Raw genomic sequence first — 17,230 nt, 5'->3', positions numbered from 1 at the left:
TCTAATGTGGGAGCTGAGCTGTGCCTGACACATCGAGGTGCCTGCATCGCAGGCAAGCCAGCTCCCACACTTGATTGCATGTCAAGTTGAGAGCTGGTCGCCTGTTACAGGTTTGAGTTAGAAGAAACCCAACGGGTTAATGTCGTAGCTCACCAGCAAGTTCTTGGTCTGCTGGTAGTGATCCAACATCATCTTGTGCGTCTCACGGCCCACACCGGACTTCTTGTAGCCGCCGAACGCGGCGTGCGCCGGGTACAGGTGGTAGCAGTTGGTCCACACGCGGCCGGCCTTGATCGCGCGGCCCATGCGGTAGGCGCGGTTGATGTCGCGGGTCCACACACCGGCGCCCAGGCCGAACTCGGTGTCGTTGGCAATTGCCAGGGCTTCGGCTTCGTCCTTGAAGGTGGTGATGCTCACCACCGGGCCGAAGATTTCTTCTTGGAACACGCGCATTTCGTTGGTGCCCTTGAGCAGGGTCGGCTGGATGTAATACCCGCCGGCCATGTCGCCGCTGAGCTTCTCGACCTTGCCGCCGGTGAGCAATTGCGCGCCTTCGCCCTTGGCGATTTCCAGGTAGGACAGGATCTTGTCGAACTGCTGCTCGGACGCCTGGGCGCCGACCATGGTGTCAGTGTCCAGCGGGTCGCCGCGTTTGATCTGCTCGATCTTTTTCATCACCACTTTCATGAAGTCGTCGTAGATCGACTCTTCTACCAGCGCGCGCGATGGGCAGGTGCACACTTCACCCTGGTTGAAAAACGCCAGCACGAGGCCTTCGGCGGCCTTTTCGATAAACGACGGTTCGGCTTTCATGATGTCGGCGAAGAAGATGTTCGGCGACTTGCCGCCCAGCTCAACGGTGGACGGAATAATGTTCTCGGCCGCCGCGTGCATGATGTGCGAGCCCACCGGGGTCGAGCCGGTAAAGGCGATCTTGGCGATGCGTTTGCTGGTGGCCAGGGCTTCGCCGGCTTCTTTGCCGTAACCGTGCACCACGTTCAGCACGCCTGGCGGCAGCAGGTCGCCGATCAGTTCCATCAGCACGTTGATGCCCAGCGGTGTTTGCTCGGCGGGCTTGAGCACCACGCAGTTACCGGCAGCCAGGGCCGGGGCGAGTTTCCACGCGGCCATCAGCAGCGGGAAGTTCCACGGGATGATCTGGCCGACCACGCCCAGCGGTTCGTGGAAGTGATACGAGGCGGTCAGTTCGTTGATTTCGGCGCTGGTGCCTTCCTGCGCGCGGATGCAGCCGGCGAAGTAGCGGAAATGGTCGGCCGCCAGTGGGATGTCGGCGTTGAGGGTTTCACGCACGGCTTTGCCGTTGTCCCAGGTTTCGGTGATGGCCAGCAGTTCGAGGTTCTGTTCAATGCGGTCGGCGATTTTCAGCAGCACCAGCGAGCGGTCCTGAGCCGAGGTCTTGCCCCAGGCATCCGCGGCGGCGTGGGCGGCGTCGAGGGCTTTGTCGATGTCTTTAGCCGTGGAGCGCGGGAAGTCGGCGATGGGCTTGCCGTTGACCGGCGAGGTGTTGGTGAAGTAGTTGCCATCCACCGGCGCGACGAATTCGCCGCCGATGTAGTTACCGTACTTGGCCTTGAACGAAACAATCGCGCCTTCAGTACCGGGATGTGCATAACGCATGGTGGGTATCTCCTGACTTTTATGTTTATTGGAGTACAGCGGTGTTGCGCTTGATAAAGCGTAGAGCAAAGGTCGGGCCACTGCTTTGCAGGCCAGGTAAATCAAGGGCTTGGGGTTTATTGCAAGGCGTTGCTGTGACAGGGCTGGTACAGGTGGGGTGACAGTGTGTGCCACAAACGGTACAGCCCGTGACCGGCGGGTCTGCCCGGGATTGCAATGCCTGGGTGGCTGGGGGATGCTGGCTGCTCTCACGCAGAGAGAATAATAAGAACATGCAAAACGATCATTTCAGTCGCCATGCCCAGCAAGTCCTCACCGTCACCCGTGGGCAGGACCTTGCCCAAGGCCCGGGCAGCGACCCGTCCATCGCCCGCTCCTGGCTGCGCTGCCTGGAGGATTATCACCTCGACCCCGCGTTGAGCATCGCCCCCACCGTGCTCGAACATGGCCGCCTGCTGGAAAGCCGCGAACGCCTGCAGCAGGTGCTGCACATTGCCGGCAGCGAAATGAACAGCCTGCATCAGCAGCTTTCCGGCGCCGGCCATGCGGTATTGCTCACCGATGCGCGTGGGGTGATTCTCAACTGTGTGACCGCACCTTCGGAACGCAAGATTTTCGAGCGCGCCGGGCTGTGGCTGGGCGCCGACTGGAGTGAGGCGTGCGAAGGCACCAACGGCATCGGCACCTGCCTGGTGGAGCGCCAATCCCTGACCATTCACCGCGATGAGCATTTTCGCGGCCGCCACACCGGCCTGACCTGTTCGGCGAGCCCGGTGTTCGACCCTCAGGGCGAGCTGTTGGCCGTGCTGGACGTGTCGTCGGCGCGCGAGGCCGTGTCGCGTCAGAGCCAATTCCACACCATGGCGCTGGTGAACCTGTCGGCGAAGATGATCGAGAGTTGTTACTTCCTGCGTCATTTTGAAAACCAGTGGTTGCTGCGTTTTCACCTGCAGGCCGAATCCGTGGGGCTGTTCAGTGAAGGGTTGCTGGCGTTCGATGGCGAAGGGCGGATCTGCGCCGTCAACCAAAGCGCGCTGAACCTGCTGGCACAGGTTCGTGGCGGTTTGCTGGGGCAACCGGTGGAAGCGTTTTTCGAGTGTTCCCTTGATCAACTGCTTGGCCGTTCCAGCGCCAACGCCACGGCCAGTTGGCCACTGCGTACCCGTGATGGCCGGCATTTATTCGCCGCATTGCGCGGCCAGGCACGCAGCGTGCCGGCACCGCAGGCCAAGCCCCAGGCGCCGCGCCTGGCGGGCATCTGCCTGGGCGACCCGGTGCTGCAGAATGAATTTCGCAAGGCGCTGCGGGTGTTCGAGCGCGACGTGCCGTTGCTGATCAACGGTGAAACCGGTTCGGGCAAGGAGGCCTTCGCCAAGGCCGTGCATCAGGCCAGTCAGCGGGCTGACAAGGCGTTTGTTGCGCTCAACTGCGCCGCCATTCCTGAGAGCCTGATCGAAAGCGAACTATTCGGGTATCGCGGCGGCAGTTTTACCGGCGCGCTCAAGGAAGGCATGCGCGGCAAGTTACAGCAGGCCGACGGCGGCACCTTGTTTCTCGACGAGATCGGCGACATGCCCCTCGCATTGCAAACCCGCCTGCTGAGGGTGTTGGAAGACCGTCTGGTCGTGCCCATCGGCGGTGAGCCGCAAGCAATCAATGTGCGGATCATCAGCGCAACGCACCGTGATTTGTTGGCGCGTGTGGCCAGCGGCAGCTTCCGCGAAGACTTGTACTACCGCCTCAACGGCCTTGAAATCGACGTGCCGGCTTTGCGTGAGCGCAGCGACAAAGCCCAATTGCTGGACTTTTTGCTGGCCGATGAGGCGCCAGGGGAGGTCGTGTTGCTCGACGAGACGGCGCGTCAGGCGCTGCTGGACTTTGCCTGGCCGGGCAACGTGCGGCAGTTGCGCAACGTATTACGCACCTTGGCGGCGTTGTCCGAGGATGGGCGAATCAGGTTTGACGACTTGCCGTCAATCATTCGCCAGACCCGACCCGCCGTGGCCTCTGAACTCCTTCCCGGCCTTGCCTTGAACGATGCGGAGCGCGTGGCCTTGCTTGAAGCGTTGCAGCACCACCATTGGCACATGACCCACACCGCTGAGCATTTGGGGGTGAGCCGGAATACGCTTTACAGAAAGTTGCGCAAACACGGGATTGAACGAAGTTCTTAAGCTTAATCAGGCCATTAACGCCGGTTATGTGTTGCGTAATGTAGAGAGAGAAACAAACAGTAATTGACATATCTGAACGCAGACTTTTCGGTGGTCTGTTGTGATGTTTGTAGGCGGTTGCACCACTCAGTGAGTGAACAGTCAGCCAGACTGTTTTGCCTGCGAGGTGTTGAATGACTAATGTTTCGAAGTTTAGTCCACAGCCAATCTTTGCAACTCATGCACCGGCGCCGGTCGTGAAGTCCGCCCCGGCGCCTGCCAATAACCCTGCCATTGGACAGCAACGCTGTGCCGCGTTGCCGGACAGCACCGAGTGCCGTGCCATGGGGGATGCCCAGTTGGCGAGGTACTTCGCAAGCGCATTGGCCACGCGTTCCTATCAGACGTCGGGGATGCCGCCTGACGTTCAAGTGCCCGCGGGGTCCACGCTCGGGCGTTGGCGCGCCCAGCTGGACAGCGCGTTCAAAGCCCCTGGGTTTCTGGCGTGGGCAAAGGGGCAGGGGCTTGATACGGCGGGCATGCAGCTGGACGCGGCGCGCGGGGAGCTTGCCGGCATCGTCGACGGCAAGGTGCGGACTTTTACGCTGCGGGACGATTCGGGGTGGTCCGATGTTTCCCGAACACTGTTGTCGATTGCCAGGGTGATCGCGCCTCAACCCGGGCAGGGGTTCAGTTACCCCTGGCCGGAAGGCAAAGTGCCGTTGTACACGGTGGGCCGGTTTTACAACCAGCCGATAGACCTCACGCCGGCGCAAGCGGCCTTGCACCGCAAGAAGCTGGCGAATAAGGCGCTGTTTGAGTTCGCGCCCTCGGCTTATGCGTCGCTGCGGTCTGCAGAGGCGTTGGCCCTGCAGCAGACGGCGCTGGGTGATGACGCTGACCGTCATGCGCTCATGGCTGCGCTGAGGTCTCAGACAGACGACGCCAGCGAGAGCATCGACCTGGACCAGGTCATGCTCCAGATCGACCCGCGTTCCAGCCGATTTGCCAGCGAGCAGCGCCGCCAGATGAGCGTGGCGCACATGCTCAGGCAGGATGGGCATAAAGTGCCCGTCAATCGTCAGCAGGCCCAGGGGTTGGCGCTGGCGTTATCCTTTGACCTTGCCCATCGGGCGCCGCGGGCGAACGCTGGCGGGGCAAGGCCGATCGCTGGTTTATTGAGCGCAACCTCACTGCGCAAGGTCCGCGCAACGGTAGTTCAATGGCACAAGGCCCAAGTAAACCACCGTTCAAATCCTCAAGCGGGTGCCGGCAGCTTATTACGGGGGTTGATCAGCGAGCTTCCTCAGTCCGCCAGGGCGACGATAGCGAGCAACCCTGCGTCGGCATTGGACCAGCTGATTCGATCACCCAAGGCGCGGGCCTTGGGTCAGGAAATACAAAAAAAGATCAAGGTGATCGAGACGCCCACCAGTGTCATTGAGAGTGTAAGTGTCGCCCTGGTGCAAGAGCTTGATCCTGGAATGGGCAAGTCTTGCTTCAACCTGTCGGGCTACAACCTGTATCAAAGGGACAACGCAGGGTGCTCACCGGCAACCATTGTCAAAAGTTTCACCACTCACCTTGAGCGTAAGGTCGGGGTTGAAGCGGCGCCTGTTGCTGCGCAGCTGTTATTAGCGGCGGCCGCCCCGGAGTTCCTGGTAAAAGACATACCGCCTAACCTTGTTTACGGTTCTCATACGTGGGCGAACTTTTCCATAGAAGTTTCACGTATAGAACAACAAGTGCCTGGTGCTGCGGGGAACATGACGTTCAGCCAAATAATGGCGTTTGGTCAAGCGCCGCTTACGTCCCTGGAAAGCGAGGATCAACTGAGCGCTGCGTCAGGCATTGCGATTATTACCTGGGGCCTGGCCAACGGTGTTATCGCGCTTAAACCCGACCATAACTATGCGTACACAGACGTCAAGCGTTCACAAGAGGCGGTGAATAAACAACAAAAAGAGCTGGCATGGGCAGGTGATGCCTTGTCAGCACCTGCGACGACGCGAGAGCAGTTGGCGGTGGCTGAGTTGAAGCGGGTGTTTCCTGAGTTGGACCCCACCCAAAAGGTGTTGCAGGCACCGTGGGTCAAACATGACCCTGTTTCGCTGCTTGATGTGTATATGAGTGGTCCGATCAAACCAGAGCGCTGGCGGTCGCTGAATAATAAGGCGCTGCCTTGGGCGGCGATAACGCCACGCCTTGCTCAACTTGTTCCTGATATCAATCAGGTATTTTCTACAACCTTTGAGAACTATAAAGTGGCGCATGACAGTGCCTGGGCCATTCAGTTTAAGTATCAGCTTTCGCTATTACCCAAGGTGGACCGAGCGCGTATCGAACAGTCGGCTGTCAGTTTTATCGAGGTGTCTCGCCCCTTTCTTGATACGGCGCCTGCACCGGGATTTTCCTGGAACAGTGCAGAGCCTGTATCAGGGCTCTCCTTGTACGCCGATATCAAGCCCCGAACGCCCACAGTACAAGAGGTCGAGGCACTCAAAGGCCGGCATGGTTTGCTCATGAAAGTAGCGGGGAATGCGGGCCAGGCCAGCTACTACAGTTACTTCCCGGCATTGGGGCGGTTCGTCAAGGAAAGCGGGTTTCCGGGTGAAAACACCAATGCTGACGATGGCGCCTATTTTGGCGGGAGCACCCAAGGTCGTGTTCCGGGCACGTACAACGTCTATACGCAATACGGCGCGACCCATCACGGGCGTGATCCCCTTGAACGCCCCGGTACATTGCACGGGACGTATTTTTCCGCCCAAAGCGGTGCCCTAGGTATCACGGCAGCGAGTTTTTTTACCCGTGACTATGAGGCGTTAAAGTCCAAGGCGGCCGGGATGACAGCGATAGAAAAAGGAAGACGCTACGACAAACAGTTGAAGGATTTTTTTCTTGGGCTCATCCCTTTCTATGACGGTATTCACGACGCGATCAAGGGCGACGTGTCGGGAGCGATCTTTAATATCGGCTTCGATATTTTAGGCTTTGCGCTTCCGGCACTTAACACGGCTCGAAAAGCAGTCAAGGGCGGTCAGTCGCTCGGCAATATCATCAAGAGTTCGGTCTTTTCCGGTGTCGGCGCTTCGGTGGGCTATACCGACGCGGCCGATATTGCAAAAAACCTTAATCGAGGGGCGAGCGCTGGGTATAAGGATATCAAGTACGTACTTGAACATGGCGACAAGGTATTGTCCCGATTAAGAGGGCACTGTCGCAGCTATGATGTGACAAAAGTCTATAAAGACGGCGATATCGTTAAAGGGTTTTATCCCGCGCAAGGCAATAATTTGTGGGTCCCTGTGGTTGCTGTTTTCAAGAAAGGTGGGTGGTACGCCTACAATATTCTCACCAATACGCCATTTGGGCCCCAGTTGCTACAGTTCGGTGTGGTGAGTGCGCTGGCGCCGGCGGCCAAATAAATTAGTCAGTAACGACGTGGGTTAAATAACGGTCTCTTGGTGTTTGAGGGGTTATGGCGGTGGGTAAGGAGTAGGCTTATTAATCGGTTGTGTATTTATAGGGTTTGGTCGGAACGTTATTGGTTGTTTTGCCACGTATTAAATGAAGGAAATGGATGACTTTCTAATGTTAATCAACCATTAGGTAAATCATTATGATGTTTTCAAATTCAATCTCGCGGCCATTGGCATTCTCAAAGATTGGGGATCTTTTCTCCACGGGTTTTACCAGGGTGGACGTCTCGGGTGTTTCTTCCGGTTCTACGCGAGTTATTGACGCGCCGAAATTCGACGGCGGGTCAGCCAGCAAGCCCGGGGCAGGTAGCCAGGCCTATGATCAGCATTTCGTAGACGCCCGCGTTAATGGCTTCAGCGCGCCAGGACACGCGAGCGGTACCCGCACGCCGGGAGAGGCACCTGATACTCCTGACACACCGGAAATGGCTGATTATCACGCCAAGCATCAAAAAGAGTGGCAAGCCCAGAAAGATGCTGGGTTGCGAGATAAGTTGTTCGCGCAACCGACGCCCGGTCGAGTAGAGGGCCAGGAAGTCGAACCGTTTTCTGCACAGGGTCTGGAAGAAAAAGCAGCGGAGTTGGTCAAGGCCAGCAGTGCGAAAGCGCCCCGTGCGCTTCCACTTCAGCGCAAGGACATTGCAAAAGTCGCCAGCATCACGGCAGCGGTCACAGTACCGCTTTCGACGGTTGGCGTGATCGCCAGCGGAGCCATTCTGGAGGTCGTAAAACCCCTCATCAGTTCGACGAAGACGGCCGCCACTGAGCAAAGTGTTCAGGATGGGCGTCTGGTGGATCATAGTCAGAAGAGCGTATTTCTGTTGGCAAATACCTTGGCGGATCTTCGTTCCGAGCCGCATGTACAGCCAGGCCTGGAATGGGTCGCGAAAACAAACGAAGAGCGAATGGATTATCTCGAGGAGATGCTTGATTACATCGAGCCGGCATTTGCCAACGAAGCGCAGAAGCTGGGTATTTCCTTTCAGGCCGCCTCAACCGGGGCCGAAAAAGACGACATCAAAAGCCGGGCACTTGGCTTGGAGTCCAGGATGGCGGCCCTTACCGCGTTGATGGGGGCAATGAAAGTGAAGCACCGGGGCAGCGCCGCCTAGGTGAGCGCCGGCGTCCCAGGCTCTGAGCCACAGAGCCAGCAATGAAAGAAGTGCGGCTGTCTTCGATGGGTTGCGTACTGGCAACCACAGCGTAGGCGGCGGCGCTTCTTTTTCGGTAAACGGCCGTCTGGATTGACCCCGTCACCCCAGCACTGCGGCAGCTAAAGAGTGCGATTTTCCCCTCCCTGCGCTAACCTGCCTCGATGTTTTACGAGGTCAACCATGCACATTCATATTCTCGGTATTTGCGGCACCTTCATGGGTTCGATGGCGGTTCTGGCCAAAGAGCTGGGCCACCACGTCACCGGCTCCGACGCCAACGTTTACCCGCCCATGAGCACGCAACTGCAGGCCCAGGGTATCGAGTTGACCCAAGGCTACGATCCGTCGCAATTCGACCCGGTGCCAGACCTGGTGGTGATCGGCAACGCCATGGTGCGGGGCAACCCGGCGGTCGAGTACGTACTCAATAAAGGTTTGCCTTATGTCTCCGGCCCGCAGTGGCTGGCGGACCACGTGTTGCAAGGTCGCTGGGTACTCGCGGTGGCCGGCACTCACGGCAAGACCACCACCAGCAGCATGCTCGCGTGGGTGTTGGAGCACGCAGGCATGAGCCCGGGCTTTTTGATTGGCGGTGTGCCGCAAAACTTTGCGGTGTCGGCGCGCCTGGGTGACACGCCGTTCTTCGTGATCGAGGCAGATGAATACGACAGCGCGTTCTTCGACAAACGCTCCAAGTTCGTCCATTACCGCCCGCGCACGGCGATCCTGAACAACCTTGAGTTCGATCACGCCGACATCTTCCCCGATCTGCCGGCCATCGAGCGCCAGTTCCACCACTTGGTGCGCACCATACCGAGCGAAGGCCTGGTCATCCATTCGACCACCGAGCCGGCCTTGCAGCGTGTGATCGATATGGGCTGCTGGACCCCGGTGCAAACCACCGGCGCGGGCGGGCAGTGGCAGGTCAACCTGCTCAGCGAAGACGGTTCCAGATTTGAAGTGCTGTTTGAAGGGCAAGCCCAAGGCATCGTCGAGTGGGGCATGACTGGCCAGCACAACGTCGCCAACGCCTTGGTCACCCTGGCGGCCGCGCGACATGTGGGCGTGGTGCCCGCCATGGGCATCGCCGCGTTGAGTGCTTTCAAAAGCGTGAAGCGCCGCATGGAGAAAGTCGCCGACGTCAACGGGATTACCATCTACGACGACTTTGCCCACCACCCGACGGCCATTGCCACCACGCTGGATGGCCTGCGCAAGCAGGTCGGCGATGCGCCGATCATTGCCATTGTCGAGCCGCGCTCCAATTCCATGAAGCTGGGCGCACACCGCGATGGCCTGCCGGAAAGCGTCAATGACGCCGACCAAGTGGTCTGGTATGCGCCGCCCAACCTTGGCTGGGACCTGCCGGGCATTGCTGCGCTGTGCACCGTGCCCTCAACCGTTTGCGATTCCATTGAGGGCATCATTGAGCACGTCAAGCATCAAGCCACGCCGGGCACCCACATCGTGGTGATGAGCAACGGTGGCTTCGGCGGCTTGCACGGCAAGCTGGCCGAGGCGCTCAAATGAGCGGCCCGGAACGCGTCACCCTGGCGATGACCGGTGCCTCCGGCGCGCCCTATGGCCTGCGTCTGCTCGATTGCCTGGTGCGCGAAGACCGCGAGGTGCATTTTTTGATCTCCAAGGCCGCGCAGTTGGTGTTGGCCACCGAAACTGATGTCGCGCTGCCGCCCAAAGTGCAGATGATGCAAGCCTTCCTCACCGAATACACGGGTGCGGCGGCAGGGCAGATCAAGGTTTACGGCAAAGAGGATTGGATGTCGCCCGTGGCCTCAGGCTCCGGGGCGCCGGCGGCGATGGTGGTGGTGCCGTGCTCTACCGGCACCTTGTCGGCGATTGCGACGGGCGCCTGCAACAACTTGATCGAGCGCGCGGCGGACGTGACCTTGAAGGAGCGCCGCCAGCTGATTCTGGTGCCGCGCGAGGCGCCGTATTCGAGCATCCATCTGGAGCACATGCTCAAGTTGTCGAACATGGGCGTGACCATCTTGCCGGCTTCGCCCGGCTTTTATCACCAGCCGCAGACCATTGATGACCTGGTGGATTTTGTAGTGGCGCGGATTCTCAACCTGCTGAACATTCCCCAGGACATGCTGCCGCGTTGGGGCGAGCACCATTTGAGCAGCGATGAATAAAGCCCTGTTAGTGCTGCTGGCGCTGCAACTGACGGGCTGCGCTACCGCACGCACGCTGGACGCAGCGCAGCCTGGCGCGCCGGTGGTGTACGCCGGCACGCGGCTGGATTTGTATGCGATTGACGGTGGCTGTTGCGCCAAGGACCGATTTGGCGCTGAAGCGCCGAGCTATCCGCACATCGACCTGCCGGCCAGCGCGCTGCTCGACACACTGCTGTTGCCGCTGTCGGTTCTGACGGTGTTGGGTGTGGGCTTCAACGCAACCGGTGGTCTGTAGCACCAACCTTGCAGGCAACACAAAACCAATGTGGGAGCGGGCTTGTTCGCGAAGGCGGTGTGTCAGTCGATGCCTAAGTTGACTGATCCACCGCCTTCGCGAGCAAGCCCGCTCCCACCGTTTATTGTGTGCCAAAGCTGAACGACGTTACTTGCCGAGCTTGCGCAACTCATCCGACTCGACCACCCGCACCCCGTCCTGCTCTTCCAGCGCCAGGCGCCACATGGCCCGGGCCAGCTCGCAGACTTCAATGCCGTGGTACTTGCCCGGAATCAGCCGCGACAACGGCCCGGCGAGCTGTTCAGCCAAACGGGGTTCCAGGCGCTCTCCCAGCAACAGCGAAGGTCGCGCGATCGTCAGTTGCGGCCAGTCCTGGGCCTTCAACGCCTGCTCCATTTCGCCTTTGACGCGGTTGTAGAAGATCGAGGATTTCGGGTCGGCGCCAATTGCACTGATCACGATCAGGTGCCGCGCGCCCATTTCCCGAGCGCGCTTGGCGAAGGCCACGACCATATCCAGGTCGACCGCGCGAAAGGCCGCTTCGGAGCCAGCCTGTTTGATTGTGGTGCCCAGGCAGCAGAAGGCGATATCGACCTGGCCGCTCAGTTGCGGCAGCAACGCCACTGGATCACCCACCGGGTTTTCCAGGTGCGGGTGTTCAGCCAGCGGCTTGCGGCTAGGCGCCAGTACGCGGGTCACGGTAGGTTCGTTGAGCAGGCGGTCGAGCAGGTGTTCGCCGGTGAGGCCCGAGGCCCCGGCGAGCAAGATATGTTGTGGTGTCAGGTACATGGTGTTTCCCCCTTGTTACACGTTACAGCTTAGTTGCCTTTGGCTTCCTTGCTATTCATTGAGACGCTTTCGAGCGCCTTTCGTGCCTGCTGTTTACGTAATAACTGCCAATGGGCGATCACGCCTTTGGGCGCCCATATCTGCGGTTCGGACGCTTCGAAGTTGTCCGCCTGTTCGCGCTCGGACACGTGCATTTGTGCCAGTTTGAAAGCCTGCTGTAAGTCATCTGTCTGGTTTAAAGCTTGTGCGAAAAGTGCATCGCCAAAGTAGGTGAAGTCCGCTTCCTCGGAGCAGCCGAAGGACACGCGATCGGCACGCGAGGCGGTCATGATCAGCGTGCGCTCATCTTTGAGCGCCGGGATAAACCCACCGGAGTAGCAGGCGGAAATCACGATGACCTTGTCGCGGTGTTTCAGCGGGGCGAGCACGGCGGCCAGTTCATCGGCCGGCAGGTCGGCCAGTTCCATGCGCGGTTGGTCGAGCACCAGTTCGTGTTCGTGAGTGCCATGGCTGGTCATGTAGATAAACACCAGGTCTTCCGGCCCCGTGCGCTCGGCCAGGGTTTGCACGGCGCGGCGCAGGCTTTCGCGCGTGGCCAGAGGGCGGTCGGCAATATGGTCGCGGTGGTTGACCAGGCGAATCTGCCCGCGCGCGCCGAAACGGGTGGCGAGCATGTTGCTCACATAATCGGCTTCGCGCAGGAACACGCTTTGCTTGCCGTCGCCGGCCAGCACCAGGGTGTACAGCTCGACGGCGGGGGTGGAGGCGGGCACGGCGGCGAGGGCGGCATCGAGTAAGCGGCCTTGGGCCAGTATGCCGATTTCCAGCGGGTCGGGCAGCAGCTTGCCGTCGGCGTCGCGCACGCGCATGCCATTGACCCAGGTGCCGGCCTCTACGGTGCCATCGGTGAGCACGAGGGTGCCCTTGCCTTGATAGCTGTCGCTGTCGAACCCCCCGATATAGAAGCTGCCGTCGGTAAGGTTCAAGCGGCCTTCGCCGGTGAAGCGCCAGTCGCTGAACTGGCCGACATAGTGGCTGCCGTCCACGCCGATCAGCTCGCCTTTGCCGCTGAGGGCGCCTTCCTTGAACTGGCCGATCCACACGTCGCCGTCGGCGTTTTCATAGCGGCCTTTGCCATTGAGCTGGTTCTGTTTGAACTGGCCGACATAGATGTCGCCGTCGGCGCTGTTGAACGTGCCATTGCCTTCGAGTTGGCCATCGACAAAGTGGCCGCTGAACTGGTTGCCACTGTCGTCGTTACGCTGGCCTTCGCCATTCGGTTTGCCGTGGGCGAACTGGCCCTGATATTGGCTGCCGTCGGCCAGCTCGAGGCGGCCGAGGCCGGAATATTGATCGTCCTTGAATTCGCCGCGATAGGTCATTTGCCCCTCTTTGAGGGTGCCCTCGCCGTTGCGCCGGCCATTCTTGAAACCACCGACGTAACTGCTGCCCGCCGTGGTCAGGCTGCCCTGGCCATCGAACAGGCCTTGCTGGAACTGACCTTTATAGACCTCGCCGTTACTGCCATGCCATTCACCCTGGCCGTGCCATTGGCCTTTGTCGAACTGGCCGGCGTACCAGCTGCCGTTGGGGTAGTCGACCCGGCCCTGGCCTTGCAGCAAACCATTGACCACATCGCCCCGGTAACGGCCGCCATCGGGCAGGCGCGCATCGGGCGGCAACAGCGATTCGCCGTCTCCGCAAGCGGTGAGCAACAGGGCAAGGGCAAGGGGAGCGAGTGGGCGCATAGCGGGATCCGGATAATTGAGCGCCGAGTATGCCGCAGCTGCGAGTTTCATACATAAATTTACATACGCTGTGGTGAGGTTTATATCCCCACCACAGGCGCGGGCTTACACGAAGTAGAGCGACAACGACTCGGCGACGTAAGCCGGTTTTTCCTGCCCGTCGATTTCCAGGGTGGCGGTGGCTTTGAGTAGCCATTGGCCAGGCTTTTTCTCGGTGACGTCGTTGAGCGTCACGTTCAGGCGCACCTTGGAGTTGACCTTGACCGGTTGGATGAAGCGCACGCTGTCCAAGCCATAGTTGACCGCCATCTTCAGGCCTTCGGGCACGATCAGGAGGTCTTCCATCAGCTTGGGCATCAACGACAGCGACAGGAAACCGTGGGCAATGGTGCTGCCGAACGGGGTCTGCGCGGCCTTGACCGGGTCGACGTGGATGAACTGATGATCGCCGGTGGCCTCTGCGAACAGGTTGATACGCGCCTGGTCGATGGTGAGCCATTCGGAACGTCCCAGTTCCTTGCCGACATAATCTTTGAGCTGCGCTACAGGTACATAGGGCATTGCGACTCTCCTTGGTTCATCGTTTTTATAGGTGGGCCAAATCCAGGGTAGATCATCATGGGCAACCCACCCGGTCAACCCACCATGCTTTTGGCGAATGCCGAAGCATAGAGCCGGCGTGCTTATAATGCGGGCGGGTTTTGAGGGGGAGATAACCGATGCTGTTACGGGGCCTGACATGGCTGGTGCTGTTTCAATTGATCGGCACCGCGATCAACCATTTGCTGGTGCCGGTGCTGCCGGGGCCGATCATCGGCTTGCTGCTGATGCTGGGCTTCCTGATCTGGCGCGGTGAAGTCGGCGAGCCCTTGAGCCTGGCCGCCAGCAGCCTGTTGCGTTACTTGCCATTGCTGCTGGTGCCGCCGGCCGTGGGCGTGATGGTGTACGCCAAGGACATCGCTGCCGACTTCTGGGCTATCGTCGGCGCACTGGTGCTGTCGCTGGTGATCGCCATGGGCTTTGTCGGTGTGCTGATGCAGCAGATGGTCAAGCGCAAGGAGAAGGATCAATGACCTTCGACTGGCAAGGCGCATGGACGGCGGTCATTCATCACCCTCTGTTCGGCATCGGTATTACCCTTGGCGCCTATCAACTGGTGCTGGCGGCCTTCGAGAAAACCCGCTGGATCTTCCTGCAGCCGGTGCTGGTGTCCATGCTGCTGGTGATCGGCGTATTGCTCAGCTGTGGCCTGACTTACGTCGAGTACCGCAAAAGCACCGAGATCATGGGCATCCTGCTTGGCCCTGCGACCGTGGCCCTGGCCGTGCCGCTGTTCCTGAATCTGCGGCGGATCCGCCAATTGTTCTGGCCGATTTTTACTACGCTGGTGGTAGGTGGCGTGTTGGCCACCGGCCTGTGTGTGCTGCTGGGCTGGTGGTTTGGCGCTGAGCATAGGATGCTGATGACCATGGCGCCCAAGTCGGTGACCTCGCCGATCGCCATGCTGGTGGCCGAGCAGATCGGTGGAGTGGCGGCCCTGGCGGCGGTGTTTGTGTTGATCACCGGGGTGGTCGGCGCGATGATCGGCCCGGCGTACCTGTCGCGCCTGGGCGTGCACAGCCCCGAAGCGCGCGGCATGGCCCTGGGCATGACCGCGCATGCGGTCGGCACCTCGGTCGCGCTGCAGGAAAGCGAAGAGTGCGGCGCTTTCGCGGCGTTGGCCATGAGTCTGATGGGCGTGGCCACGGCGGTGTTCCTGCCGCTGGCCGTGTCCGTGATCGTTTAAACCGGGTTTAAGGAAACCTCTATGAGTCTGGCGCTGTTCCCGCTCAATACCGTGCTGTTCCCTGGCTGCACCCTCGACTTGCAACTGTTCGAGGCGCGCTACCTGGACATGATCAGCCGCTGCATGAAAAAGGGCGAAAGCTTCGGCGTGGTGTGCATCTTAAGCGGCAGGGAAGTGGGCATGGCCCCGGACGGCTACGCGCTGATCGGCTGTGAAGCGCTGATTCGCGACTTCAAGCAACAAGACAACGGCCTGCTGGGGATTCGCGTCGAAGGCGGGCGCAGGTTCCGCGTGCGTGACACCGGGGTGCAGAAGGACCAGCTACTGGTCGCCGAGGTGCAGTGGCTCGAAGAACTGCCGGATCAACCGCTGGGCGAAGAGGACGCCGACCTGCTGGCATTGCTCCAGGCGCTGGCTGAGCATCCGATGGTTGCCTCGCTGGACATGGGCACCCACGCCGATGGCCAGCAAGCCTTGGGTAACCAACTGGCCTATCTGCTGCCGTTCACCGAGGCCGACAAGATCGACCTGCTGCAACTCGACGACCCGCAGCAACGCCTGGATGCCATCCAGATGTTGCTCGACGAGTTGCAGGGCGAACTCTTCACTCAGTAGGCGTAGCGCAGCAGGGCGTGGGAGGTGCCGGTCAGGGCGATAAAACTCATGAGCGCCACCAGCACCGGCAGCAGCAGCCACCAGGTCTTGCGCGGCATCGCCGGCAGCGAGCGTTGATGCTGGATGACAGTCAGGCTGAACGCACACACCGTCATCGCCAGCAACGTACCGGCCAGGATGTCCGTGGGCCAATGTGCGCCGAGATAGACGCGCGACAGCGCAATGAAGGCCGCCGGAATACAGCCCAGCAGCATCCAGGTCAGGCGCAATCGCGTGGGCTGGCCGCGACCGGCCAGTACCGCCAGCGCCAGGAAAAACGCAAATGCGCCGGAGGCGTGGCCGCTGGGCATGCTGAAACTGGTCAGCGGGTCCGTGAGGATTTCCGGCCGGCCACGGGCGAAAAACAGCTTGGTGCCGGTGTTGGTCACCGCCGCGCCAGCCAGTGTGGCGCCCACGAACACGGCATGACGCCACTGCCGCGCCAGCAGCAGCAAGCCGGTGAAGATGGCGCTGGCGACAAACATCTTCCTGAACTCACCCAGCTGGGTAATCCGCACCATCACCTCGTCCAGCCAGGGGCTACGGTGTTCCTGCACCAGTGCGCTCAAACCCTGATCAAAGTCATTGAGGTGCGGGTAGCCAATGAACAGGGCGATCAACAGCGTCAGGCTTGCGCAACCCATCCACAAGGTGGCGCGACGATGGCCGCGCAGGCTGCTGTTCAAGCTCAGGCCCAGCAACACCGCCAGGCAGGCCGCGACGATACCTGCCTGCGGCCAGAAACCGGCCGGCAGTGGCAGGCGAAAGGCCGCGCCGGTGGCCCAGCCCGGCAGCAGATAGGCCACCGACCAGCCGGCCGCCGCCAACACGCTCACGGCGGCAAAGCGCGGGAAGGGCATGTCGCACATCCCGGCCACCATCGGCAGCATCGGGCGTAACGGCCCGATGAAACGTCCTACCAACAGGCTGGCGATGCCGTATTTGTGGAAGTAGGTTTCCGCGCCGTTCATCCATTCAGGATGGTGGCGCAGGCCGGGCAAGCGTCGGATGTTCTGATGGAAATGTCGGCCCAGGTAGTAGGAAACCCCGTCGCCCAGCAAGCCGCCGAGGAAACCCAGCAACAGGGTTTCACTCAAGGACAGCGCGCCACTGCCGGCGAGCGCCGCAATGGCAAACAGCAACACCGTGCCCGGCACGATCAGCCCGGCGATAGCCAGGCACTCCACGCACGCGACGATAAACACCGCGACGGCCAGCCATTGCGGGTTCAGGGTCAGCCAGCCGGTAATGCTATCGAGCCATTGGCCCATAAAACGCCACTCCAGGTAGGTAATACAGAATCTGAGACAGTGGTCATCACCTGTGGGAGCGGGCTTGCTCGCGAACGCGGTGTCTCAGTGAAGGAATCCGCAGCTGACACACCGCATTCGCG

The 17,230-nt window shown here is 60.4% G+C and carries 14 protein-coding genes; 9 read left to right on the top strand and 5 right to left on the bottom strand.

What is annotated here, in order from left to right; genetic code table 11:
* Nucleotides 1–117 precede the first annotated feature (117 nt).
* On the bottom strand, nucleotides 118–1,638 hold the full coding sequence (exaC, locus tag AACU78_RS01065) for an acetaldehyde dehydrogenase ExaC (RefSeq protein ID WP_106579392.1): 1,521 nt from the start codon (nucleotides 1,636–1,638) through the stop codon (nucleotides 118–120).
* A gap of 272 nt (nucleotides 1,639–1,910) precedes the next feature.
* On the opposite strand from exaC, the gene AACU78_RS01060 reads away from it, so the two are divergent.
* The 6 genes from AACU78_RS01060 to AACU78_RS01035 all read left to right on the top strand — a co-directional run bounded on the left by AACU78_RS01060 (nucleotide 1,911) and on the right by AACU78_RS01035 (nucleotide 10,860).
* Nucleotides 1,911–3,812 carry a sigma-54-dependent Fis family transcriptional regulator gene (locus tag AACU78_RS01060; RefSeq protein ID WP_106579391.1) on the top strand — a complete coding sequence of 634 codons (1,902 nt, stop codon included), beginning with the start codon at nucleotides 1,911–1,913 and terminating at the stop codon, nucleotides 3,810–3,812.
* 236 nt (nucleotides 3,813–4,048) lie between these two features.
* A complete protein-coding gene (locus AACU78_RS01055; RefSeq protein WP_146151452.1) occupies nucleotides 4,049–7,219 on the top strand; it encodes a hypothetical protein in 3,171 nt (1,056 codons plus the stop codon).
* Between the two features lie 194 nt (nucleotides 7,220–7,413).
* Nucleotides 7,414–8,385 (top strand): hypothetical protein, encoded by a 972-nt coding sequence (locus AACU78_RS01050; protein WP_146151451.1) that lies wholly within the window; start codon nucleotides 7,414–7,416, stop codon nucleotides 8,383–8,385.
* A gap of 222 nt (nucleotides 8,386–8,607) precedes the next feature.
* On the top strand, nucleotides 8,608–9,957 hold the full coding sequence (gene mpl / locus AACU78_RS01045) for a UDP-N-acetylmuramate:L-alanyl-gamma-D-glutamyl-meso-diaminopimelate ligase (protein WP_106579388.1): 1,350 nt from the start codon (nucleotides 8,608–8,610) through the stop codon (nucleotides 9,955–9,957).
* Nucleotides 9,954–10,583, top strand: a complete 630-nt coding sequence (gene ubiX / locus AACU78_RS01040; RefSeq protein ID WP_003219402.1) for a flavin prenyltransferase UbiX — start codon at nucleotides 9,954–9,956, stop codon at nucleotides 10,581–10,583. The genes mpl and ubiX overlap by 4 nt, the downstream gene beginning before the upstream one ends.
* On the top strand, nucleotides 10,576–10,860 hold the full coding sequence (locus AACU78_RS01035; RefSeq protein ID WP_106579387.1) for a YceK/YidQ family lipoprotein: 285 nt from the start codon (nucleotides 10,576–10,578) through the stop codon (nucleotides 10,858–10,860). Before ubiX ends, AACU78_RS01035 begins: the two co-directional genes overlap by 8 nt.
* Before the next feature lie 147 nt (nucleotides 10,861–11,007).
* Here the strand turns inward: AACU78_RS01035 and AACU78_RS01030 are convergent, their stop codons facing one another.
* The 3 genes from AACU78_RS01030 to AACU78_RS01020 all read right to left on the bottom strand — a co-directional run bounded on the left by AACU78_RS01030 (nucleotide 11,008) and on the right by AACU78_RS01020 (nucleotide 13,958).
* Complete coding sequence (locus AACU78_RS01030; protein WP_106579386.1) at nucleotides 11,008–11,649, bottom strand: oxidoreductase; 642 nt, start codon at nucleotides 11,647–11,649, stop codon at nucleotides 11,008–11,010.
* Between the two features lie 29 nt (nucleotides 11,650–11,678).
* On the bottom strand, nucleotides 11,679–13,397 hold the full coding sequence (locus AACU78_RS01025; protein ID WP_106579385.1) for a C13 family peptidase: 1,719 nt from the start codon (nucleotides 13,395–13,397) through the stop codon (nucleotides 11,679–11,681).
* A gap of 105 nt (nucleotides 13,398–13,502) precedes the next feature.
* Nucleotides 13,503–13,958: a MaoC family dehydratase gene (locus AACU78_RS01020; RefSeq protein WP_106579384.1), complete on the bottom strand. Its 456-nt coding sequence runs from the start codon at nucleotides 13,956–13,958 to the stop codon at nucleotides 13,503–13,505.
* Nucleotides 13,959–14,116: 158 nt separating this feature from the next.
* Here AACU78_RS01020 and AACU78_RS01015 point away from each other — a divergent pair, with 158 nt between their 5' ends.
* Genes AACU78_RS01015 through AACU78_RS01005 form a run of 3 tightly spaced genes read left to right on the top strand, consistent with a single transcriptional unit; the run spans nucleotide 14,117 to nucleotide 15,798 of the window.
* On the top strand, nucleotides 14,117–14,470 hold the full coding sequence (locus AACU78_RS01015) for a CidA/LrgA family protein (RefSeq protein WP_106579383.1): 354 nt from the start codon (nucleotides 14,117–14,119) through the stop codon (nucleotides 14,468–14,470).
* The gene (locus tag AACU78_RS01010) at nucleotides 14,467–15,183 is read left to right on the top strand and encodes an LrgB family protein (RefSeq protein WP_106579382.1); all 717 of its coding nucleotides are present in this window, start codon (nucleotides 14,467–14,469) and stop codon (nucleotides 15,181–15,183) included. The genes AACU78_RS01015 and AACU78_RS01010 overlap by 4 nt, the downstream gene beginning before the upstream one ends.
* A gap of 21 nt (nucleotides 15,184–15,204) precedes the next feature.
* Nucleotides 15,205–15,798: an LON peptidase substrate-binding domain-containing protein gene (locus AACU78_RS01005; RefSeq protein ID WP_106579381.1), complete on the top strand. Its 594-nt coding sequence runs from the start codon at nucleotides 15,205–15,207 to the stop codon at nucleotides 15,796–15,798.
* Here the strand turns inward: AACU78_RS01005 and AACU78_RS01000 are convergent.
* Nucleotides 15,792–17,108 (bottom strand): bifunctional DedA family/phosphatase PAP2 family protein, encoded by a 1,317-nt coding sequence (locus tag AACU78_RS01000; protein ID WP_106579380.1) that lies wholly within the window; start codon nucleotides 17,106–17,108, stop codon nucleotides 15,792–15,794. The genes AACU78_RS01005 and AACU78_RS01000 overlap by 7 nt on opposite strands.
* Nucleotides 17,109–17,230 lie beyond the last annotated feature (122 nt).

The organism is Pseudomonas sp. R9.37, from assembly GCF_963878885.1.
GTDB lineage: Bacteria > Pseudomonadota > Gammaproteobacteria > Pseudomonadales > Pseudomonadaceae > Aquipseudomonas.
Note: the sequence above shows the minus strand (reverse complement) of the source record. Positions and strands in the feature narration are given on the sequence as shown.